This window comes from Actinoplanes siamensis, from assembly GCF_016862395.1.
GTDB classification, from domain to species: domain Bacteria; phylum Actinomycetota; class Actinomycetes; order Mycobacteriales; family Micromonosporaceae; genus Actinoplanes; species Actinoplanes siamensis.
Genome location: NZ_BOMW01000046.1, coordinates 1 through 20,624 on the forward strand (window position 1 = coordinate 1; position 20,624 = coordinate 20,624).

General features: G+C 71.0%; 22 protein-coding genes. 14 read left to right on the forward strand and 8 right to left on the reverse strand.

Translation table 11 applies throughout. The features are described 5' to 3' along the window. Positions 1–142: 142 nt before the first annotated feature. Positions 143–745 carry a GNAT family N-acetyltransferase gene (locus tag Asi03nite_RS23615; RefSeq protein WP_203682629.1) on the reverse strand — a complete coding sequence of 201 codons (603 nt, stop codon included), beginning with the start codon at positions 743–745 and terminating at the stop codon, positions 143–145. A gap of 33 nt (positions 746–778) precedes the next feature. Here Asi03nite_RS23615 and Asi03nite_RS23620 point away from each other — a divergent pair, with 33 nt between their 5' ends. Further along, on the forward strand, positions 779–1,186 hold the full coding sequence (locus Asi03nite_RS23620) for a VOC family protein (protein ID WP_203682630.1): 408 nt from the start codon (positions 779–781) through the stop codon (positions 1,184–1,186). Positions 1,187–1,190: 4 nt separating this feature from the next. Here Asi03nite_RS23620 and pgl read toward each other — a convergent pair whose 3' ends face one another. The 5 genes from pgl to tkt all read right to left on the reverse strand — a co-directional run bounded on the left by pgl (position 1,191) and on the right by tkt (position 7,800). Beyond that, a complete protein-coding gene (pgl, locus tag Asi03nite_RS23625) occupies positions 1,191–1,907 on the reverse strand; it encodes a 6-phosphogluconolactonase (protein WP_203682631.1) in 717 nt (238 codons plus the stop codon). 63 nt (positions 1,908–1,970) lie between these two features. Next, positions 1,971–2,969 (reverse strand): glucose-6-phosphate dehydrogenase assembly protein OpcA, encoded by a 999-nt coding sequence (locus Asi03nite_RS23630; RefSeq protein ID WP_203682632.1) that lies wholly within the window; start codon positions 2,967–2,969, stop codon positions 1,971–1,973. Continuing rightward, positions 2,966–4,483 (reverse strand): glucose-6-phosphate dehydrogenase, encoded by a 1,518-nt coding sequence (gene zwf / locus Asi03nite_RS23635; protein WP_203682633.1) that lies wholly within the window; start codon positions 4,481–4,483, stop codon positions 2,966–2,968. Before zwf ends, Asi03nite_RS23630 begins: the two co-directional genes overlap by 4 nt. Before the next feature lie 75 nt (positions 4,484–4,558). After that, positions 4,559–5,671, reverse strand: coding sequence for a transaldolase (gene tal / locus Asi03nite_RS23640; protein ID WP_203682634.1), 1,113 nt, complete (start codon positions 5,669–5,671; stop codon positions 4,559–4,561). 14 nt (positions 5,672–5,685) lie between these two features. After that, positions 5,686–7,800 (reverse strand): transketolase, encoded by a 2,115-nt coding sequence (tkt, locus tag Asi03nite_RS23645; RefSeq protein WP_203682635.1) that lies wholly within the window; start codon positions 7,798–7,800, stop codon positions 5,686–5,688. A 267-nt stretch (positions 7,801–8,067) separates the two neighbouring features. Here tkt and Asi03nite_RS23650 point away from each other — a divergent pair, with 267 nt between their 5' ends. The 3 genes from Asi03nite_RS23650 (at position 8,068) to Asi03nite_RS23660 (ending at position 10,423) form a co-directional block, all read left to right on the forward strand. Next, positions 8,068–9,024, forward strand: coding sequence for a heme o synthase (locus Asi03nite_RS23650; protein WP_203682716.1), 957 nt, complete (start codon positions 8,068–8,070; stop codon positions 9,022–9,024). Between the two features lie 225 nt (positions 9,025–9,249). After that, entirely contained in the window at positions 9,250–9,543 is a 294-nt protein-coding gene (locus Asi03nite_RS23655; protein ID WP_203682636.1) for a hypothetical protein, read from the forward strand. Position 9,544: 1 nt separating this feature from the next. Then, positions 9,545–10,423 (forward strand): ATP-grasp domain-containing protein, encoded by an 879-nt coding sequence (locus Asi03nite_RS23660; protein WP_203682637.1) that lies wholly within the window; start codon positions 9,545–9,547, stop codon positions 10,421–10,423. A 590-nt stretch (positions 10,424–11,013) separates the two neighbouring features. Here Asi03nite_RS23660 and Asi03nite_RS23665 read toward each other — a convergent pair. Further along, positions 11,014–11,979 (reverse strand): COX15/CtaA family protein, encoded by a 966-nt coding sequence (locus Asi03nite_RS23665; RefSeq protein ID WP_203682638.1) that lies wholly within the window; start codon positions 11,977–11,979, stop codon positions 11,014–11,016. 88 nt (positions 11,980–12,067) lie between these two features. Between Asi03nite_RS23665 and Asi03nite_RS23670 the strand changes: the two genes are divergently transcribed. The 10 genes from Asi03nite_RS23670 to Asi03nite_RS23715 all read left to right on the forward strand — a co-directional run bounded on the left by Asi03nite_RS23670 (position 12,068) and on the right by Asi03nite_RS23715 (position 20,447). After that, positions 12,068–12,823, forward strand: a complete 756-nt coding sequence (locus Asi03nite_RS23670; RefSeq protein WP_373872156.1) for a helix-turn-helix transcriptional regulator — start codon at positions 12,068–12,070, stop codon at positions 12,821–12,823. After that, positions 12,820–14,241: a Fe-S cluster assembly protein SufB gene (sufB, locus tag Asi03nite_RS23675; protein WP_203682639.1), complete on the forward strand. Its 1,422-nt coding sequence runs from the start codon at positions 12,820–12,822 to the stop codon at positions 14,239–14,241. Before Asi03nite_RS23670 ends, sufB begins: the two co-directional genes overlap by 4 nt. Before the next feature lie 51 nt (positions 14,242–14,292). Then, positions 14,293–15,420, forward strand: coding sequence for a Fe-S cluster assembly protein SufD (gene sufD / locus Asi03nite_RS23680; protein WP_203682640.1), 1,128 nt, complete (start codon positions 14,293–14,295; stop codon positions 15,418–15,420). Then, complete coding sequence (locus Asi03nite_RS23685; RefSeq protein ID WP_203682641.1) at positions 15,417–15,752, forward strand: non-heme iron oxygenase ferredoxin subunit; 336 nt, start codon at positions 15,417–15,419, stop codon at positions 15,750–15,752. Before sufD ends, Asi03nite_RS23685 begins: the two co-directional genes overlap by 4 nt. Beyond that, on the forward strand, positions 15,749–16,507 hold the full coding sequence (sufC, locus tag Asi03nite_RS23690; RefSeq protein ID WP_203682642.1) for a Fe-S cluster assembly ATPase SufC: 759 nt from the start codon (positions 15,749–15,751) through the stop codon (positions 16,505–16,507). The genes Asi03nite_RS23685 and sufC overlap by 4 nt, the downstream gene beginning before the upstream one ends. Before the next feature lie 8 nt (positions 16,508–16,515). Next, positions 16,516–17,745, forward strand: a complete 1,230-nt coding sequence (locus Asi03nite_RS23695; RefSeq protein ID WP_203682643.1) for a cysteine desulfurase — start codon at positions 16,516–16,518, stop codon at positions 17,743–17,745. After that, positions 17,745–18,200, forward strand: a complete 456-nt coding sequence (sufU, locus tag Asi03nite_RS23700; RefSeq protein WP_203682644.1) for a Fe-S cluster assembly sulfur transfer protein SufU — start codon at positions 17,745–17,747, stop codon at positions 18,198–18,200. Before Asi03nite_RS23695 ends, sufU begins: the two co-directional genes overlap by 1 nt. After that, on the forward strand, positions 18,197–18,709 hold the full coding sequence (locus tag Asi03nite_RS23705; protein ID WP_203682645.1) for a metal-sulfur cluster assembly factor: 513 nt from the start codon (positions 18,197–18,199) through the stop codon (positions 18,707–18,709). Before sufU ends, Asi03nite_RS23705 begins: the two co-directional genes overlap by 4 nt. Positions 18,710–18,780: 71 nt before the next feature. Beyond that, positions 18,781–19,536, forward strand: a complete 756-nt coding sequence (locus tag Asi03nite_RS23710) for a maleylpyruvate isomerase family mycothiol-dependent enzyme (RefSeq protein WP_203682646.1) — start codon at positions 18,781–18,783, stop codon at positions 19,534–19,536. Positions 19,537–19,589: 53 nt separating this feature from the next. Further along, positions 19,590–20,447 (forward strand): alpha/beta fold hydrolase, encoded by an 858-nt coding sequence (locus tag Asi03nite_RS23715; protein ID WP_203682647.1) that lies wholly within the window; start codon positions 19,590–19,592, stop codon positions 20,445–20,447. Here Asi03nite_RS23715 and Asi03nite_RS23720 read toward each other — a convergent pair. Continuing rightward, the gene (locus tag Asi03nite_RS23720; protein ID WP_203682648.1) at positions 20,410–20,613 is read right to left on the reverse strand and encodes a hypothetical protein; all 204 of its coding nucleotides are present in this window, start codon (positions 20,611–20,613) and stop codon (positions 20,410–20,412) included. The two genes, Asi03nite_RS23715 and Asi03nite_RS23720, sit on opposite strands and share 38 nt — an antisense overlap. Positions 20,614–20,624: the final 11 nt, after the last annotated feature.

Genomic DNA, 20,624 nt, shown 5'->3' on the forward strand with positions numbered 1-20,624 from the left:
GGGGCTCGTCCGGCCGTCCCGGGCCGGACACCGCCGGCCGGCGCCGGGGCCGCTGAGGTCGGTCCTGCCGGCTGCGCGAGCGCGATGCCGATAGTGGCCCACCCGGCGGCCTCGTGCGGCCGGCACGGCTGGCCCTGGCCGCTTACAGCGGGCTGGTGTCCCGGCCCAGGTAGAGTGCGCCGGAATCGTCCACCGGCAGGTCGCGGAAGCCCAGCCGCTGGTAGAAGGCGTAGGCGCCGTGGTTCGACGGCGCCATGCCCAGGTGCACCCGGGGCACGCCGGCGGCCCGCAGCCCGTCCAGGAACGCCGCCATCAGCCCGCGCCCCCGCCCCTTGCCCTGCCACTGCGGCAGCAGGTCGATGTGCAGGTGGGCCGGGTAGTCGCCGAGCTCGGGGCGCAGCATCCGCTCCGGGCGCCGGTGCAGGTCCAGCATGATCTCGTCACGCGGGTCGCCGCCGACCAACCGGTCCGCCGTGGCCGGCAGCCACTCCGCGCGGTACCGCTCGACGAACTTCGCGGTGTCCGCGGTGCCGATGACGTACCCCACGGCGCGGCCCGTGCCGTCGTCCAGCACATGCGCGTGCTCGGGCTCCAGGATCACGTAAGGCGCCGCCCAGATGTCCCCGAGCAGGCGGTCCGAGCTGTACTTTCCCCGGGCGTCCCGGCCCGCGTCGCCGGTGCGGACGCAGATGTCGTAGACGGCTTCGAGGTCGCTCGATCGGTAGGCACGTATCGCAACAGGCACCCACCGAAGTCTACGGATGGCACCATGGGCCGGATGAACTGGACTCTCGAGGTGGTGATCGTTCCGGTCTCCGACATCGACCGGGCGAAACGCTTCTACGCCGAGCAGCTCGGCTTCCACGTCGACCACGACACCGCCTTCGGCGACCAGGTGCGGATCGTGCAGCTGACGCCGCCGGGCAGCGGGTGCTCGATCGTGATCGGCAAGGGCGCGGTGCCGGACATGCCGCCCGGGTCGTTGAAGGGCCTGCAGCTCGTGGTGCGCGACATCAGGGCCGCGCACGCCGAGCTGGTGGCCCGCGGGGTCGACGTCAGCGAGGTGACCACGCTGGGGGAGAACCCGATGCCGACCCCGGATCCCCTGGACAACATCGGGTTCGTCTTCTTCAGCGACCCGGACGGGAACAGCTGGGCGGTCCAGCAGATCTCGTCCCGCCCCTAGCGGTTCAACGCTTCGAGGCGGCCGCCTCGTCGAGAAGGAACAGCGTCTTGCGTACGCCGCGGGCCCGCGCCGCCGGCAGGTCCCCGCCCCGCAGTACGGTGCCGATCGGCTCGGCCTTGTCCGGACCGGCCGCGACCAGCCACACCTCGTCGGCGTTCCCGATGGTCGCCAGGGTCAGCGTGATCCGGGTCGGCGGCGGCTTCGGACTGTCGTAGGTGGCCACCGCGATGCCCTCCTTCTCCAGCACCGGGTGCCCGGGGAACAGGGATGCCACGTGCCCGTCCTCGCCCACGCCGAGCATGAGCACGTCGAACCGCAGGCCGGCGGCGCTCAGCGCGGCGGCGTAGCGCGCGGCGGCCGCGTCCGCGTCGTCGCCGTCCGGGCCGTCGCTGGCCGGCATGGCGTGCACCCGGGCCGGATCCAGCGGCAGCGTGTCGAGCACCGCCTCCCGCGCCTGCGTCTCGTTGCGGTCCGGGTCGCCGGACGGCAGGAAACGCTCGTCACCCCACCACAGGTCCACCCGGGACCAGTCGATCGCCGCGGCGGCCGGCAGGTCCCGCACCTGGCGCAGCACCTTGGCGGCCACCCGGCCGCCGGTCAGCACGACGCTCGCCGTCCCGTGCACGGCCTGGGCGTCGATGATCCGGATGACGAGGCGGGCGGCCACCGTCGACGCCAGGATGTCGGCGTCCGGGACCACCACGACCACGGTCTCACTCACAAGGCTCTCCTTTGCCGAAGGGCCGCCCGCCGGTGGCGGACGGCCCTTCACAGTTGTTCCGCTTCAGCCGGCCATCGCGTCGGTGGCGCTGGCCGCCCGGGCCGCCAGCGTCGGGTCCTTCCAGACGTGCACGCGCATCGGCGAGCGGTGCTCCAGACCGGACACCCCGGCCATGGCGCCCAGCGCGTCCGCGTAGATCTGGTCGGCGTCGAGCCGGCGCAGCTCCTCGGCGAGCTCGTCGCCGACCGGCCGCTTGGGCAGTGGCATGTAACGGTCCTCCTGGCCGGTCCGGCTGAAGAGCGCGGTGCCCTCCTCCCGGGTGACCCGGACGCAGTCGCCGTTCTCGCACTGCAGCTCGACCGAGCGCATGCGCGGGGCCCGTTCGGTGTGCTCCAGCACCGGCTCGATGCCGAGCCGGGACTTGAGCCAGCCGAGCATCAGCCAGGCGGTCGGGTCCTTCTCCGGCGCCACGATCTTCGCCCCGACCACCCGCGCGTCGGTGGTGTCGAACGCGCCGGCCACCAGGGTCCGCCACAGCGTGATCCGGGTCCAGGTGAGGTCGGTGTCGCCGGGGGCGTAGTCGACCGCCCGCTGCTTGAGCGCCGCCACCGGGTCCGCCGCCTGCGCGCTGTCGGTGATCCGGCGGTCCGCCACGACGCCCAGGAAGTCGTTGGCGATGCTGTTCGGCGGCTCCTCGTGCCACCAGGTGACCACCGGGACGTCCGGGGCGAGTAGCGGGATGACCACCGACTCGGCGTGCAGCGCGAGCCGGCCGTACATCCGCATCACGACCGCCTCGGCCGGGCCCAGCCGGCCGCCGACGACGATCTCCGCGTCCAGGCGGCTGCGGCCGTCCAGATCGGAGCGCACGACGATCAGCACCCGGCACGGGTGCGCCGCCGCCGCGATCGTGGCGGCCGCCTCGGCCTCCCGGACCTTCTTCTCCTCGACCACCGCGATCAGGGTGAGCGCCAGCCCGGACGCCACGCCCCCGGCGCTGCGGCGTTCCGCCGCGAGCGCCTTGACCACCTCGTTACCGGTGGTGTCCCACAGCCCGATCATGCTCGCCTCCAGGCACGGCCCTCGCGCGCCAGCATCTCGTCCGCGGCCCGCGGGCCCCACTCGCCGGCCCGGTAGGGCTCCGGCGTGGTGCCCGCCCAGGCCGCCTCCAGCGGGTCGATGACCCGCCAGGACTGCTCCACCTCGGCCGCGTCCGGGAACAGCGTGCGGTCACCGATCAGCACGTCCAGCACGAGACGCTCGTACGCCTCCGGGCTGGACTCGGTGAAGGCCTCGCCGTACTGGAAGTCCATCGCGATGTCGCGGACCTCCATGGCCGTGCCGGGCACCTTGGACCCGAACTTGAGCACCACGCCCTCGTCCGGCTGCACCCGGATGACCAGCTGGTTGTTGCCCAGCATCTCCACGTCGGCCGGGTCGAACGGCAGGTGCGGCGCCTTCTTGAAGAGGATCGCGATCTCGGTGACCCGGCGCGGCATCCGCTTGCCGACCCGCACGTAGAACGGCACGCCGGCCCAGCGCCGGTTCTGGATGCCGAGCCGGACCGCGACGTACGTCTCGGTCTTGGAGTCCGGCGGGATGTTCTTCTCCTCCAGATAGCCCACCGCGCGTTCGCCGGCGACCCAACCCGGCAGGTACTGCCCGCGGACCGAGCCCTTGGCGATGTCGGCCGGCAGGCTGATCGCCTTGAGCACCTTGAGCTTCTCGGCCCGCACCTCCTGCGGGTCGAAGCTGGTCGGCTCCTCCATCCCGACCAGCGCGAGCAGCTGCAGCAGGTGGTTCTGCAGCACGTCGCGGGCAGCGCCGGAGGCGTCGTAGAACGCGGCCCGGGTGCCGATGCCGACGTCCTCGGCCATGGTGATCTGCACCGAGTCGACGTACTTCGAGTTCCACACCGGCTCGAACAGGCTGTTCGCGAAGCGCAGGGCCAGGATGTTCTGGACCGTCTCCTTGCCGAGGTAGTGGTCGATCCGGTAAACGTCGGCCGGGTTGAACACGTCGTCGACGAGCTGGTTCAGCGCGACCGCGGTGGCCAGGTCGTTGCCGAACGGCTTCTCGACCACCACGCGCCGCCAGCCGCCGGTCTTCGAGTTGTCCGCCAGGCCGGTGCGGTTGAGCTGGTTGAGCACCAGCGGGAACGCGGCCGGCGGGATCGAGAAGTAGAAGGCGGTGTTGCCGGCGATCCCGTTGCGCTCCCGGAGCTCGTCCAGGGTCTCGGCAAGCTTGTCGAAGTCGTCGTCGTTGTCGAACGACCCCGGCACGAACTGGAACTGGCTCGACAGCCGCTGCCAGACGTCCTCGCGCCAGGGCGTGCGGGCGCCCTTCTTCGCGGCGTCGCACGCCAGCGACTCGAAGTCGCCCTCGCCCCAGTCGGCCCGGGCGAAGCCCACGACCACGAAGCCGGGTGGCAGAAGACCGCGGTTGGCCAGGTCGTACACGGCCGGGATGAGCTTCTTACGGGACAGGTCACCGGTGACCCCGAAAATCACCAGAGCGCAGGGCTCCGGAATCCGCGGTAGCCGACGGTCCTGTGCGGTGCGCAGCGGATTACCCACGTTGCCATCCTGCCAGTTTTTCGACGGTGGAGCGGCCTGTCGCGGAGTGTTCCGCGACAGGCCGCGAGGTGTTCGTCAGACGCTGCTGCCGACCTTCAGGGACTTGTCGACGTGCTCGAGAAGCTCCTTCCAGCTGGCCTCGAACTTCTCGACGCCCTCCTCCTCGAGGACCTTCACGACGTCGTCGAAGTCGATGCCCGCGGCCGCCAGGTCGGCGAAGACCTGCTTGGCGTCCGCGTAGTTGTTCTGGATGCTGCCCGGCTTCGTGGTGCCGTGGTCCGCGAACGCCATGATCACCGACTCCGGCATGGTGTTCACCGTGCCGGGCGCGATCAGCTCCTCGACGTAGATGGTGTCCGGGAAGTCGGGGTTCTTCGTGGACGTCGAGGCCCACAGCGGCCGCTGCGGATGCGCGCCCGCGGACTCCAGGGCCTTCCACCGGTCGGTGCCGAAGACCTCCTCGTACGCCTCGTACGCCAGGCGGGCGTTGGCGATCGCGGCCTTGCCCTTGAGCGCCTTGGCCTCGTCCGTGCCGATCTTGTCGAGCCGCTTGTCCACCTCGGTGTCCACGCGGGAGACGAAGAACGACGCCACCGAGCCGATCTTGGAAAGATCGTGGCCGTTCGCCTTGGCCTGCTCCAGACCGGCCAGGAACGCCTCCATGACCGCGCGGTAGCGCTCCAGCGAGAAGATCAGCGTGACGTTGACGCTGATCCCGGCCGCCAGGGTGCTGGTGATCGCGGGGAGGCCGGCCAGCGTCGCCGGGATCTTGATGAACACGTTCGGCCGGTCCACCAGCCACCACAGCGTCTTCGCCTCGGCGACTGTCGACTCGGTCTCGTGGGCCTTGCGCGGGTCCACCTCGATCGACACCCGGCCGTCCACGCCGTTGGACGCGTCGTATGCCGGTCGCATCACGTCGGCGGCCGCGCGCACGTCGGCGGCGGTCATCAGCCGCACCGCCTCCTCCACCGTCACGCGCTGGGCGGCCAGGTCACGCACCTGCTCGTCGTAGGCGTCGGCGTCGGACAGCGCCTTCTGGAAGATGCTCGGGTTCGTGGTGACCCCGACCATGTGCTGCTCGCGACGCATCTTGTCGAGCGAGCCGCTGGTCAGGCGGACCCGGGAGAGATCGTCGAGCCATACCGCCACACCCTGGGCGGAGAGCTCTGCCAGCCTGTCGGTCATTGCCTTCAACTCCCTCAGTTGCCGGTCGTGTGACCGGTGATCTCGCCGACCCTGGCCAGCGAGGCATTCGCCTTGGCGACGACGTTGTCGGCGGTGAACCCGAACTGCTCGAAGAGGATCTTCGCCGGAGCGCTCGCGCCGTAGTGCTCGATGCTGACCGCCTCGCCGGCGTCGCCGATGACGCGGTCCCAGCTCATCCGGATGCCGGCCTCGACGCTGACCCGCGCCTTGACCCCGTTCGGCAGGACCTCCTGCTGGTACGCGACGTCCTGCTGGAAGAACCACTCCTGGCAGGGCATCGAGACGACCCGGGTCGGGGTGCCCTGCGCCTCCAGGCGCTCCTGCGCGGTGAGGGCGATCTGCACCTCGGAGCCGCTGGCGATCAGGATCACCGACGGGGTGCCGGTGGACGCCTCGGAGAGGATGTAGCCGCCCTTGAGCGTGCCCTCGGCGGAGGCGTACTTCGACCGGTCGATGGTCGGCAGGTTCTGCCGGGACAGGGCCAGCGCGGTCGGGCGGTCGGTGTGCTCCAGGGCGCCGCGCCAGGCCCACACGGTCTCGTTGGCGTCGGCCGGGCGGACCACGTCGAGGCCGACGATCGCGCGCAGCGCGGTCAGCGTCTCGATCGGCTGGTGCGTCGGGCCGTCCTCGCCGAGGCCGATCGAGTCGTGCGTCCACACGAAGATCACCGGCAGCTTCATCAGCGCGGAGAGCCGGACGGCGCCCCGCATGTAGTCGCTGAAGACCAGGAAGGTGCCGCCGTACGGCCGGGTGCCGCCGTGCACCGCGATGCCGTTGAGGATCGAGCCCATGCCGTGCTCACGGATGCCGAAGTGCAGCGTGCGGCCGTACTCGTGGCCGGGGAACTCCTTCGTCGCGTACTCCGCCGGGATGAACGACGGCTCGCCCTTCATCGTGGTGTTGTTGCTCTCCGCCAGGTCTGCGGAGCCGCCCCAGAGCTCGGGGAGCACCGGCGCGAGCGCCTCCAGCACCTTGCCGGACGCGGCCCGGGTGGCCAGGCCCTTCTCGTCGGCCGGGAACTCCGGCAGCGCCGCGGTCCAGCCGTCCGGCAGCCGCCTCGCGGCGAGCCGGTCGTAGAGCGCCTTGGCCTCGGGGTTGGCGGCGGCCCAGGTGGCGAACGCGGCGTTCCACTCGGCGTGCGCCTTCTTGCCGCGCTCGACGGCCTGGTGCGTGTGCTTCAGCACGTCGTCGTCGATCGCGAACGGCTCGGCCGGGAAGCCGAGGATCTCCTTGGTCGCGGCGATCTCGGCGGCGCCCAGCGCGGAACCGTGGATCTTGCCGGTGTTCTGCTTGTTCGGCGCGGGCCAGCCGATGATCGTCTTGAGCACGATGAACGACGGCTTGTCGGTCACCGCCTTGGCCGCCTGGATCGCGTTCCAGAGCGCCTCGACATCCTCGGTGTACGGGTCGGACGAGCGCCAGTCGACGGTCTGCACGTGCCAGCCGTACGCCTCGTAGCGGGCGCCGACGTCCTCCGACTTGGCGATCCGGGTGTCGTCCTCGATGGAGATCTCGTTGTCGTCGTAGATCAGCACGAGGTTGCCCAGCTTCTGCACCGCGGCGATGGCGCTCGACTCGTGGCTGACGCCCTCCTCGATGTCACCGTCCGAGCAGAGCGCGTAGACGTGGTGATCGAAGGGGGACTCGCCCGGCTCGGCCTGCGGGTCGAACAGACCACGCTCGCGGCGGGCGGCCATCGCCATGCCGACCGCGTTGCCGATGCCCTGGCCCAGCGGGCCGGTGGTGATCTCCACGCCGGGGGTGTGGCCGTACTCCGGGTGACCCGGGGTCAGCGAGTCCCACTGGCGCAGCGACTTCAGGTCGTCCAGCGAGGTGCTGTAACCGTTGAGGAAGAGCTGGATGTAGAGGGTGAGGCTGGAGTGACCGCAGGACAGCACGAACCGGTCGCGGCCCGCCCAGTGGGGGTCGGTCGGGTCGTGCCGCATGACGCGGTTGAACAGCAGGTAGGCGGCCGGCGCCAGGCTCATGGCCGTGCCGGGGTGACCGTTGCCGGCCTTCTCGACGGCATCCATGGCCAGGACCCGCACCGTGTCGACCGCTTTGCGGTCGAGGTCGGACCAATGGAGAGCAGGATCGTTGGCACCCACGTCTGTTGTGCTCCTCGGGCAGGATTGCGGAACCCTTTTCGGCTTGACCCTATCCAGTACGTCTAAACGTCTGCGCAGCGAACGGCTCAGGCACATACGCTGTGAGCGGACACACGGATGAACGGTGTGATGGCCTCCACCCGTGCTGGGTGCCCCGAGCAGCGGAGACGGTGGCGCGTAGGCTGTCCGGGCGGCTTGGCCGGGTTGATCGATGCCCGGCGGGTGCCGCGAGTTGGTCCAGATGCCGGAAGGTGGCTGTCCGTGAGCATGATCACCGAGCGTTCCGTCCCACGACGGTCGCCCGGCGTGGCGGAGCCTGCGCCACGCGTGGAGACACGACGTGACCGGATGGCGGTGTTCCGTGCCTACGTCGCGCTGACCAAGCCGGCGATCGTCGAACTGCTGCTGGTCACCACCGTGCCGACGATGATGCTGGCCGCCGGGGGCTGGCCCGACCTGGTCACCTTCTTCGCGGTGCTGGTCGGCGGCGCGCTGGCGGGCGGCGCGGCGAGCGCGCTGAACTGCTACATCGACCGCGACATCGACGTGCTGATGAAGCGGACCAAGCGGCGCCCGCTGCCCACGCACCAGATCAGCCCGCGGGCGGTGCTGGTCTTCGGGCTGACGCTGGCGGTCGTCTCGGTGGTGCTGATGGCGCTGCTGACCAACTGGCTGGCGACCGCGCTCACCGCGTTCTCGATCTTCTACTACGACGTGATCTACACGTTCTGGCTGAAGCGGCGCACCCCGGCGAACACCTTCTGGGGCGGCGTCTGCGGCGCGGCTCCGGTGGTCATCGGCTGGGCCGCGGTTACCGGTTCGATCGCCGCGATGGGTTGGGCCCTGTTCGCCGTCGTCTTCTTCTGGCAGATGCCGCATTTCTACGCGCTCGCCATCAAATACAAGGACGACTACAAGCGGGCCGGGATCCCGATGCTCCCGGTGGTCCGCTCGGCCGCCCGGGTGAACTTCGAGATCATTCTCTACACCGTGCTCACCGTGGCCTCCTCGCTGGCCGCCTGGCCGCTGGGGCTGCGCTTCGGGCTGGGCTGGATCTACGGCGCCGCCGCGGTGATCACCGGGGCGCTGTTCCTCGGCGAGTCGCTCCGACTGGTGTACCAGAGCCGCAACGGGGGCCTGCCGAAGCCGATGCGCCTGTTCCAGTTGTCGATCACGTACCTCACGGTGCTCTTCATGGCGATTGCCGTCGATGCGCTGATCTGAGATCGCGGTAAGTGATCCGGTTACGGGTAAGTCGCACAGGATGCCCGGATTGTGACGCGTGTCAACTACTGTCTGTCACTCGTTTGACGGATTTCAGTTACTCGACAATTCGGGCGAAATCGGTGCGAAACTATACGTCCCAAAAGCAAACCTGCTGGTAACGGGAGTCACAAAAGGGCTCTGGAGTACCCACGCGGGCATCGCTGACTGCTTAGGCTGCGAGTCATGGCAGAAGGTTCCGTAACGTCACTGACCTCCGAGATCAAGTCTTTCGCCGCCGGTCACGGCGGCGCCAAGGCGGTCATCGAGTACGTCGGTAAGCGCGGCGCCCGCATCGTCCTGGTCGGTGAGGACGGCGAGTGGTCGGACCAGTTCGCACAGGACACCGGTGTCGCCCGGGAGGCGTGCACGCAGGCCGGTATCCAGGTGGAGAACGAGTGGGAGCGCGAGCTCCTGGAGCAGATGCGCCCGAGCAACGACCTGTGGCGCTCGATGGCGCGCCGGAGCATGGCCCGCTGACATGACCGTCGACGCCCGGGTCGCCCTGGTCACCTGCTCCGCCTTCCCCGACCTGTGGGAGGACGACCGCCCGCTGCGTGACGCCCTGCGCGCCCGCGGCGTGGCGGTGGACGTGGTGCGCTGGGACGACGCGGACGCCGACTGGACGGTCTACGACCTCACCGTGATCCGCTCGCCGTGGGACTACGTCGCCCGCCACGACCAGTTCGTGGCCTGGGCGCGGAGCGTTCCCCGGCTGGCCAACCCGGGCGACGTCATCGCCTGGAACACCGACAAGCGGTACCTCGGCGAGCTCGCCGCGGCCGGTGTCCCGGTCATCCCGACCGGCTTCGTCGGCCCCGGCGAGACCTGGACCCCACCGGCCACCGGCCAGTGGGTGGTCAAGCCGACCGTCTCGGCCGGCAGCCAGGACACCGCCCGCTACGACTTCCCGGACCAGCTCGGCGCCGCCCGGGCACACGTCACACGCCTCACCGCCGCCGGCCGCACCGCGATGATCCAGCCGTATCTCTCCGCGGTCGCCACGGCCGGCGAGACAGCGGTCCTGTGCCTCCCCGACGCCGCCGGCGACCTGACGTTCAGCCACGCCATCCGCAAGGGCCCGATGCTGACCCGCACCGGCGAGCACGAGATCGACCCGGGCAGCGAGGACATCACCGCGCGCACCCCGTCCGAGGCGGAGCTCGCGGTTGCCCGCGCGGCCCTCGCGGCGATCCCCGGCGGCACCAAGCGCCTGCTGTACGCCCGGATCGACGTCATCCCGGGCCCGGACGGCGCTCCCCAGCTCGTCGAACTCGAGCTGACCGAGCCGGCGCTGTTCCTGAGCTTCGCCCCCACCGCCGCCAACCGCCTGGCCGACGGCATCCTCGCCCGCCTGTAAGCCCCGCGGCGCCGGCTCGCCGCCCCGCCCGGGGCCCGGGCGAAACGTCCGGCGACTCCGGACACCGGCAACCCCCGCTCGCCCCTCCCCGCTCCCACGCCGCCCGGGACACCCCACGACCCGAGTAACCACCACCAACCCCGGCCGGAACGCCCGGCGGGGTCCATGGTTGCTGAACCGCGGCCGGTGAAGTCCCGGCCGACCCCCTCGGGCCGGGTGTTGTGGTTGCTGAACGGCCTGGGTGACCACCATGAGTCCCAGCCGAGACCGCGCGGCTGGGACTCATGGTCCGCACGGCGGGGGGCAGTGAGCTCGGCCGCCAGCTGGCGGGAGTGGCGGCAGCGGGGGCGATCGGCGGACTGGACGCTGGCGAGCAAGCTCGGCCGTCTGCTGGCGGGAGTGGCGGCACGGGCGTGGCTGGCGAGCAAGGCCAGCAGAGGCAACGCTCCTGTGCCGAGCCGCAGGCGGGCCCCAGCGCCCGCTACGCGAGACCTTGGCGTCGAGCCGCGCGGAGGGCTTGGCGTCGAGCCGCGCGGAGGGCTTGGGGCCGGGTCGCGGGAGGGTCGGGGGTCGGGGGTCGGGGGAAAGCGTCAGGCGGCGGCGACCGGCTCAGGCGCCTGCGACCGGGCGGCCACCGCCGACGAGGCGGCCGGGACGACCGGCCGGGACCGGAGCGACCACAGCACGGCCAGCGTCGCCGTCCAGACCAGCCCGGCCCCGAGCATGTGCGCGGCCACCAGCGCCACCGGCAGATGGGTGAAGTACTGCACGAAGCCGACCAAACCCTGCGCGAGCTCCACGACCACCAGGACCAGCGCGGCCCGGGCGGCGGCCGGCGGGGCCGGGACGGCGCGCAGCGCGAACCACAGCGCGACCGACAGGCCGATCAGCAGGAACACCAGGTCGGCGTGGACCTGGGAGATGGCGGCCGGGTCGAGGCCGTTGCGTTTCGCGCCGCGGTCGCCGGAGTGCGGGCCGCTGCCGGTGACGATCACGCCGACCGCGACCACGGCGAGGCTGGCCAGCGCGGTCAGGGCGGCCAGGCTCCGGAGCGGGCCGGGGACCAGCGCGACCGGGGCGTCGTCGCCCTCGCCGATCCGGCGCCAGAACGCGAACGCCGCGGTGATCAGCGCGACGGAGAGCAGGAAGTGCAGCCCGACGACCCACGGGTTGAGGTGGGTGAGGACGGTGATGCCGCCGACCACGCCCTGCATCGGGATGCCCAGGCCGACGGCGACCGACAGCCGGACCAGCGAGCGGCGCCGGGGCCGGGCGAGCGCGCCGAGGAAGCAGGCGACGGCGAGTCCGACGAGCACGAAGGTGAGCAGCCGGTTGCCGAATTCGATGACGCCGTGCACGCCCATCGCGGCGGTCGTCGTGTACGACTCGTCGGTGCACTTGGGCCACGTGGGGCAGCCCAGGCCGGAGTCGGTGAGGCGGACCGCGGCGCCGGTGACGATCAGCGCGACGTTGGCGACCAGCGACGCGAGGGCCAGCGGGCGCAGCACGGCGGCGAACGGGCGGAGCAGCGGCTCGAAGGACTTCACCCGGAGCATCGTACGCCCGAAATTGATCTTGAAATGAGGCGTCCCCGGGGGCCGGTGCGGTGGATCACCCAGGACCGGTTTGCAGCCACCGCCGGAAATACGTAACGTTGCCGTAGTGAAAAACATGGTGCTAGCCGGGAGCGGTGCGGGGGCGTCTGCCGCCGCGTCGGACGGCCGCACCCGGGATCGGGTCGCCCAACTGCTGCAGCGCGGCCCGGCCACCGCCGCCGAGCTCGGCGCCCAGCTGGGGTTGAGCCCCGCGGCGATCCGCAAGCATCTGGACGCGATGTTCACCGACCACCTGGTCGAGACCCGCGAGGTGCGGCGCGCCGGCCCGCGCGGCCGCGGCCGCCCGGCCAAGGCGTTCGTGCTGACCGCGGCCGCCCGCGAGGATCTCAACCCGCACCACTACGACAACATCGCCGCCGCCGCGCTGCGCTGGATCGCCCAGCACAACGGCCCGGAGGCGGTCACCGCGTTCGCCTCCACCCAGATCCGGGCGCTGGAGGAGCGCTGCCGGGCCGCTCTGGAGGAGGCAGGGCCGGATCCGATCGCGCGGGCGGAGGCGCTCGCCGATGCGCTGACCGCGGAGGGCTACGCTGCCGGCGCGAGCACGATCGCGTCCGGCGGGCAGCTGTGCCAGCACCACTGCCCGGTGGCTCACGTGGCCGCCGAGTTCCCTCAGCTGTGCGACGCCGAGACCGAGGTCATCTCCCGGCTCATCGGCACCCACGTGCAGCGCCTCGCCACCATCGCGCACGGCGACGGGGTGTGCACCACGCACATCCCCGCCCGCGGTCCGCAACACCCGCACCAACCCGCCGCAACCACGGTTAGGACAGAAAAGTCATGACTGACCAGATCGTCACTCAGGAAGAGCACCTGGCCGCTCTTGGAAAGTACGAGTACGGCTGGGCCGACGCCGACATCGCGGGCGCCGCCGCCACGCGTGGCCTGTCCGAGGCCGTGGTGCGCGACATCTCCGCGAAGAAGAACGAGCCGCAGTGGATGCTCGACCTGCGGCTCAAGGGCCTGCGCCTGTTCGACCGCAAGCCGATGCCGTCCTGGGGCGCCGACCTCACCGGCATCGACTTCCAGAACATCAAGTACTTCGTCCGTTCCACCGAGAAGCAGGCCCAGTCGTGGGAGGAGCTTCCGGAGGACATCAAGGCGACGTACGACAAGCTCGGCATCCCCGAGGCGGAGAAGCAGCGCCTGGTGGCCGGCGTCGCGGCGCAGTACGAGTCCGAGGTCGTCTACCACAAGATCCGTGAGGACCTGGAGGAGCAGGGTGTCGTCTTCCTCGACACCGACACCGCCCTCAGGGAGCACGAGGACATCTTCAAGGAGTACTTCGGCACGGTGATCCCGGTCGGCGACAACAAGTTCGCCGCGCTGAACACCAGCGTCTGGTCCGGCGGCTCGTTCATCTACGTGCCGAAGGGCGTGCACGTGGAGATCCCGCTGCAGGCCTACTTCCGGATCAACACGGAGAACATGGGTCAGTTCGAGCGGACCCTGATCATCGCCGACGAGGGCAGCCACGTGCACTACGTCGAGGGCTGCACCGCGCCGATCTACTCGTCCGACTCGCTGCACTCCGCGGTCGTCGAGATCGTCGTGAAGAAGAACGCCCGGGTGCGGTACACGACCATCCAGAACTGGTCGAACAACGTCTACAACCTGGTCACCAAGCGCGCCACCTGCGAGGAGGGCGCGACCATGGAGTGGATCGACGGCAACATCGGCTCCAAGGTCACGATGAAGTACCCGGCGGTCTACATGACCGGCCCGCACGCCAAGGGCGAGGTGCTCTCGATCGCGATGGCCGGCGAGGGCCAGCACCAGGACTCCGGCGCCAAGATGGTGCACGCCGCGCCGCACACCTCCTCGACGATCGTCTCCAAGTCGATCGCCCGGGGCGGCGGCCGCACGTCGTACCGCGGTCTGGTGCAGGTGCTGGAGGGCTCCTCGCACTCGAAGAGCACTGTCAAGTGCGACGCGCTGCTGGTGGACACGATCTCCCGCTCGGACACGTACCCGTACGTGGACATCCGCGAGGACGACGTGAACATGGGGCACGAGGCGACGGTCTCCAAGGTCAGCGAGGACCAGCTGTTCTACCTGATGAGCCGGGGCCTGACCGAGGACGAGGCGATGGCCATGATCGTGCGTGGCTTCATCGAGCCGATCGCCAAGGAGCTCCCGATGGAGTACGCCCTGGAGCTGAACCGGCTGATCGAGCTGCAGATGGAAGGGGCCGTGGGCTGACCTGCCCGGCCCTCGCGAGAAAAAGCGCAAAGAAGCGGACATAAGGACGAAATGACTACCGAGGCCATCGCCCCGCCGCGCACCAAGTCACAGGTGCTGCGCTCCTTCGACGTCGCCGACTTCCCGGCCCTCACCGGCCTGGAGGAGGAGTGGCGTTTCACCCCGCTCAAGCGGCTGCGTGAGCTGGTCACCGCCACGGCGCTGACCGGGGCGCCACCGTCGGCGGAATACGCCGGCCTGCCCGACGGCGTGACGGTCTCGGCCGCGGACGACGTGGAGCCGGTGCTCATCCCGTTCGACCGGATCAGCGCCCTGGCCTACGCCGCGGCCGACGGCGTCACCGTGATCGAGGTGGCGCCCGAGGCCGAGCCGGCCGAGGCGGTCGTGATCCGGCTGGTCGGCAAGGGCGGCGAGGCCGCGGCCGCGCGCACCGTGGTCAAGGTCGGCAACTTCGCCAAGGCCACGATCGTGCTGCGGCAGACCGGCACGGTCACCCTGGCCGACAACGTCGAGGTGGTCGTCGGCGACAGCGCCCAGCTCACCTTCGTGACGCTGGCCGAGTGGGACCACGACGCCGTGCAGGCCCAGCACGTGCGGTTCCGGGTCGGCCGGGACGCCCGCGTCCAGCACGTGCAGGTGACGCTCGGCGGCGACCTGGTCCGCCAGTTCGCCAGTGTGGAGTACACCGGGCGGGGCGGCGACGCCGAGCTCTGGGGGCTGTACTTCGCCGACGCCGGCCAGCACCACGAGCACCGCCAGCTGGTCGACCACAGCGTGCCGGACTGCCGCAGCTACGTGGGCTACCGCGGCGCGTTGCAGGGCGCCTCGGCGCACACCGTCTGGGTCGGCGACGTGCTGATCCGCGCGGCCGCGACCGGCACCGACACGTACGAGATCAATCGGAACCTGGTGCTGACCGACGGCGCGCGTGCCGACTCCGTACCCAATCTGGAGATCGAGACCGGCGAGGTGGCCGGCGCCGGGCACGCGAGCGCGACCGGCCGCTTCGACGACGAGCAGCTGTTCTACCTGATGGCCCGGGGCATCCCCGAGGGTGAGGCGCGCAAGCTGGTGGTTCGCGGCTTCTTCGCCGAGCTGATCAACAAGATCCCGGTCGAGGAGCTGCGCGAGCGGCTCGGCGACGCCATCGAGGCGCGCCTGGCCGAGGCCGGTCGATGACGGCGTTCGAGAACGTCGGCCCGGCGGCCGGCATCGCGAAGGGCACCGTGCTCCGGGTGGAGGTCAGCGGGGTCGAGGTCGCGCTCGTGCACGCCGACGACGACAACTTCTACGCGGTCCGCGACGAGTGCAGCCACGCCTCGGTGGCGCTCTCCGAGGGCGAAGTCGACGGGTGCACGCTGGAGTGCTGGCTGCACGGCTCCCGCTTCGACCTGCGCACCGGCGAACCCTCCGGACCGCCCGCCATCGACCCGGTGGCGGTCTATCCCGTCGAGATCCGCGACGGCGACATCTACGTTTCGACGAACCCGAGCAATGGAGTAGAGCCGTGAGCACCCTGGAGATCCGCGACCTGCAGGTTTCGGTGAAGCTGCCCGATGGCGAGCTGAAGCCGATCCTGGCCGGGGTCGACCTCACCGTGAAGTCGGGCGAGACCCACGCGATCATGGGGCCGAACGGCTCCGGCAAGTCGACGTTGGCGTACTCCATCGCGGGCCACCCGAAGTACGAGATCACCGGCGGCTCGGTGACCCTGGACGGCCAGGACGTGCTGGCGCTGACGGTGGACGAGCGCGCCCGCGCCGGCCTGTTCCTGGCGATGCAGTACCCGGTCGAGGTGCCCGGCGTCTCGGTGGCGAACTTCCTGCGCACCGCGAAGACCGCGATCGACGGCGAGGCCCCCAAGCTGCGCACCTGGGCCGGCGAGCTGCGCGGCGCGATGGAGAAGCTGCAGATGGACCCGTCCTTCGCGCAGCGCAACGTGAACGAGGGCTTCTCCGGCGGTGAGAAGAAGCGGCACGAGATCATGCAGCTCGAGCTGCTCAAGCCGAAGGTGGCGGTGCTCGACGAGACCGACTCGGGCCTGGACATCGACGCGCTGCGGATCGTCAGCGAGGGCGTCAACCGGGTGCGCGAGACCGGCGAGACCGGCTTCCTGCTGATCACCCACTACACCCGGATCCTGCGCTACATCAAGCCCGACTTCGTGCACGTCTTCGTCGGTGGCCGGATCGTCCAGGAGGGCGGCCCGGAACTCGCCGAGGAGCTCGAGGCGTCGGGTTACGAGAAGTTCCTCACCAAGGCCTAGGAGCGATCATGAGCTTCGACGTCGCGCGGGTGCGCAAGGACTTCCCGATCTTCGAGCGGGAGGTGAACGGTCACCCGCTGGTCTACCTGGACAGTGCCAACACCTCGCAGAAGCCGGTGCAGGTGCTCGACGTCATGCGCGCGCACCAGGAGAGGCACAACGGCAACGTCTCGCGCTCGGTGCACACGCTGGGCACCGAGTCGACCGAGAGGTACGAGGCCGCCCGCGCGAAGGTCGCCGCCTTCATCGGCGCGGGCCGCCCCGACGAGGTGATCTTCACCAAGAACTCCACCGAGGCGATCAACCTGGTGGCGCACGCCGCCGGGCAGTTGCTCGCGCTCGGGCCGGGCGACGAGATCGTGATCTCCGAGATGGAGCACCACTCCAACCTGGTGCCCTGGCAGCTGCTCTGCGAGCGGACCGGCGCCACGCTGCGCTGGTTCGGGATCACCGACGAGGGCCGGCTCGACGAGTCCGGCCTGGACGAGCTGGTCAACGAGCGCACCAAGCTGGTCTCGGTGGTGCACATGTCCAACGTGCTCGGCACGATCAACGACGTGTCGGCGCTGGTCGCGCGGGCCCGTCAGGTCGGCGCGCTGGTCATGCTGGACTGCTCGCAGTCGGTGCCGCACTTCCCGGTCGACGTGCGTGAGCTGGGTGTCGACTTCATCGCGTTCACCGGGCACAAGATGCTCGGCCCGACCGGCATCGGCGTGCTCTGGGGCCGGTTCGACCTGCTGTCGGAGATGCCGCCGTTCCTGGCCGGCGGGTCGATGATCGAGACCGTGACGATGGGCCGGACGACGTACGCGCCGCCGCCCGCCCGTTTCGAGGCCGGCACCCCGCCGATCACCGAGGCGATCGGTCTGGGCGCGGCGGTGGACTACCTGACCGGGATCGGCATGGACGAGATCCACCGGCACGAGCAGGAGATCACGCGGTACGCCCTGGAGCAGCTCTCCGCCGTTCCGGACGTGCGGATCTACGGCCCCGCGTCGCCCGCCGGCCGGGGCGGCACGGTGTCCTTCGGCGTCGAGGGGGTACACCCACATGACGTCGGGCAGATCCTGGACGCGCTCGGCGTCGAGGTGCGGGTCGGCCACCACTGCGCCCGGCCGGTGTGCGTGCGGTTCGGGGTGCCGGCGATGACCCGGGCCTCGTTCTACCTCTACACGACCACGGAGGAGATCGACGCCCTGGCGCGCGGTCTCGACCAGGTGCGGAAGGTGTTCGGCTGATGATGCTCGACGGGCTGTACCAGGACATCATCCTGGACCACTACAAGCATCCCCACGGGCGTGGCCTGCGCGAGCGATTCGACGGTGAGGCGCACCACGTCAACCCGACCTGCGGGGACGAGATCACCGTGCGGGTCAACGCGGATCTTTCCGAGATCTCGTACGACGGTCTGGGCTGCTCGATCAGCCAGGCGTCCGCCTCCGTCCTGCACGAGCTGCTGCAGGGCCGGGACGCGCACGACGCCGGCGAGATCCACCAGGCGTTCGTGGAACTGATGCAGGGCCGCGGGCAGGTCGAGCCGGACGAGGAGATGCTCGGCGACGGGATCGCGTTCGCCGGAGTGGCGAAGTTTCCGGCCAGGGTGAAGTGCGCCCTGCTGCCGTGGATGGCGTTCAAGGACGCGGCGGCGCGCGCCGGCGTCGAGGTGGGCGCGAGCCCGGAGGTGAAGGCATGAGCGAACAGACCGATGGGGCACGCACGGTGGCGACCGCCCCGGGCGGCGCGTCCCCGGCCGACGACCAGGTCCCGGCCTGGCTCGAGGAGGAGCGGGCGGCGGCCGCCGAGCCGGTGGAGGTGCCGACGGCCGGGGTGTCCGCCGCGGCCGGCAAGCCGGCGGACGACCAGCCGGCGCCGGTCAGGAAGGCGTCCGTCGACGACATCGAAGAGGCGATGAAGGACGTCGTCGACCCGGAGCTCGGCATCAACGTGGTCGACCTGGGCCTCGTCTACGGCACCCACGTCGACGACGACAACGTCGCCACGCTGGACATGACCCTGACGTCGGCGGCCTGCCCGCTGACCGACGTGATCGAGGACCAGACCCGGCAGGCGCTGACCACCGGCCCGGGCGGCGGGCTGGTGCAGGACTTCCGGATCAACTGGGTGTGGCTGCCGCCGTGGGGCCCCGACAAGATCACCGACGACGGGCGTGAGCAGCTGCGGGCGCTCGGCTTCAACGTGTAGGACGTACATCCGAAGGACGGTGCGCGTGCAGCGTGCCGTCCTTCGTCATGTTCCGGTGATAGAAACCGGGCATGACTCCGACTCCAACCTTCCTTGAGCTGGTCACCCTGGTCGAGGAGCGCTCCGCGGCGCTGCGCGCGGCCGCCTCCGCGGCGCCCGACCTGGGCGCCCGGGTGCCCGGCTGCCCGGACTGGTCGCTGCGCGACCTGGTCGCCCATCTCGGCGAGGTGCACCGCTTCTGGGCGCTCACGGTCACCGAGGCGGACCCTTCCGGCCCGCCGCCCCGGCAGCGGCTCGGCAGCACCCTGCCGCAGAGCGACCTGCTGGAGTGGCTCGCCGAGTCGACCCGGATGCTCGGCGCGGCGCTGCGCGCGGCCGGCCCGGAGGCGCCCTGCTGGTCGTGGTGGTCGCCGGAGGTCGCCCCGCGCACCGCCCACGCGGTGGCACGCCATCAGGTGCAGGAGGCCGCGGTGCACGCGTACGACGCCTGGGAGGCCCTGGGCAAGCCGGAGCCGCTGCCGGCCGCCGTCGCGGTCGACGGGGTGAGTGAGTTCCTGAGCACCTGCCTGAGCTCGCTCGGGGCGTGGCCGCACCGCCCGGCCCGGGTGCGGTACCAGGCGATCGAGGGTCCGGTCTGGACGGTGGACCTGTCCCCGGCCGGGGTGACCCCGGACCCGGCGGCCGGTGGCGAGCCGGTCACCCGCGTCCACGGGACGGCCAGCGACCTGGTTCTGCTGCTCTACCGCCGGATCCCGCTGGACGCCGTCCGCATCGACGGCGACCGCGAGGTGGCCGCCCAGCTCCGCGAGTGGTCCCGGATCGACTGACCGGAAGCCCGCCGGGAGCGTGAGAGATCGATGTTCGCGCATAGGATTCGGGCGTGGACACCTTCAGCGCTCCTGATGGCACCCGGCTCGCGCTGCACCGGGCGGGCCGCGGCGACCCGCTGGTCTGCCTGCCCGGCGGCCCCATGCAAGCGTCCGCCTACCTCGGCGACCTCGGCGGCCTCTCCGCGCACCGGCTGCTGCTGATCCCCGACCTGCGCGGCACCGGGTCGTCGGCGGTCCCGGCCGACCCGGGCACCTACCGCTGCGACCGCCAGGTGCCCGACGTCGAGGCGCTGCGCGAGCACGTCCAGCTGGACCGTTTCGACCTGCTCGGGCACTCGGCCGGCGCCACGCTCGCGCTGCTCTACGCGGCGCGGCACCCCGGGCGGGTGCGCCGGCTGGTGCTGGTCAACCCCAGCCCGCGGGCGGTGAACCTGGAGATCGGCGACCTGGACCGCCGACGGGTCGCCGAGGAGCGCCGGGGCGAGCCGTGGTTCCCGGAGGCGTTCGCCGCTCTCGAACGCGTGCAGGCCGGCCAGGGCACGCCCGCCGACGGCCGTGCCCTGGCGCCGTTCATCTACGGCCGCTGGGACGCCGAGACCCAGGCCTATTCGGCACGCGAGGCGGGGCAGAAGAACCGGGCCGCGGCCGCGGCCTACAACGAGGCGGGCGGTTTCGACCCCGAGGCGGTACGTGCGAGGCTCGCCGCCCTGCCGGCCCCGGTGCTGCTGGTGGCCGGTGAGACCGACCTGCAACTGCCGCCGAAGCACGCCGCCGAGTACGCGGGCCTGTTCCCGCAGGCCGAGCTGGCCATGGTGCCCGGCGGTGGACATTTCGCCTGGCTGGACGACGCCGCATGGTTCGTACAGAAAGTCATCGGTTTTCTGGGAAGTCGGTCAACAGCCGGTTGATCGGCTCCGGGCGCTCCGGGCCCGGCGGGTGCCCGGCCCGGTTCGGCTTGACATGCCGGGCGACGGGCAGTTCCCCGGCCAGCCGGATCGCGATCTCCCGGAAGTCGGGCAGCTCGTGCGCCCGGAGACGAGCAGCGTCCGCGCGGTGCTCGTCGCCGGCTCCCACGCGACCTCGAT

Excerpts from the sequence above, each read along its gene's own strand:
- tal (WP_203682634.1), bottom strand. The coding sequence starts at position 5,671 with ATGACCGACAGGCTGGCAGAGCTCTCCGCCCAGGGTGTGGCGGTATGG.
- Asi03nite_RS23630 (WP_203682632.1), bottom strand. The coding sequence starts at position 2,969 with ATGATCGGGCTGTGGGACACCACCGGTAACGAGGTGGTCAAGGCGCTC.
- Asi03nite_RS23685 (WP_203682641.1), top strand. The coding sequence starts at position 15,417 with ATGACGGCGTTCGAGAACGTCGGCCCGGCGGCCGGCATCGCGAAGGGC.
- Asi03nite_RS23665 (WP_203682638.1), bottom strand. The coding sequence starts at position 11,979 with ATGCTCCGGGTGAAGTCCTTCGAGCCGCTGCTCCGCCCGTTCGCCGCC.
- Asi03nite_RS23620 (WP_203682630.1), top strand. The coding sequence starts at position 779 with ATGAACTGGACTCTCGAGGTGGTGATCGTTCCGGTCTCCGACATCGAC.
- sufB (WP_203682639.1), top strand. The coding sequence starts at position 12,820 with ATGACTGACCAGATCGTCACTCAGGAAGAGCACCTGGCCGCTCTTGGA.
- sufD (WP_203682640.1), top strand. The coding sequence starts at position 14,293 with ATGACTACCGAGGCCATCGCCCCGCCGCGCACCAAGTCACAGGTGCTG.
- sufU (WP_203682644.1), top strand. The coding sequence starts at position 17,745 with ATGATGCTCGACGGGCTGTACCAGGACATCATCCTGGACCACTACAAG.
- Asi03nite_RS23650 (WP_203682716.1), top strand. The coding sequence starts at position 8,068 with ATGATCACCGAGCGTTCCGTCCCACGACGGTCGCCCGGCGTGGCGGAG.
- Asi03nite_RS23655 (WP_203682636.1), top strand. The coding sequence starts at position 9,250 with ATGGCAGAAGGTTCCGTAACGTCACTGACCTCCGAGATCAAGTCTTTC.
- Asi03nite_RS23695 (WP_203682643.1), top strand. The coding sequence starts at position 16,516 with ATGAGCTTCGACGTCGCGCGGGTGCGCAAGGACTTCCCGATCTTCGAG.
- Asi03nite_RS23710 (WP_203682646.1), top strand. The coding sequence starts at position 18,781 with ATGACTCCGACTCCAACCTTCCTTGAGCTGGTCACCCTGGTCGAGGAG.
- Asi03nite_RS23705 (WP_203682645.1), top strand. The coding sequence starts at position 18,197 with ATGAGCGAACAGACCGATGGGGCACGCACGGTGGCGACCGCCCCGGGC.
- Asi03nite_RS23660 (WP_203682637.1), top strand. The coding sequence starts at position 9,545 with ATGACCGTCGACGCCCGGGTCGCCCTGGTCACCTGCTCCGCCTTCCCC.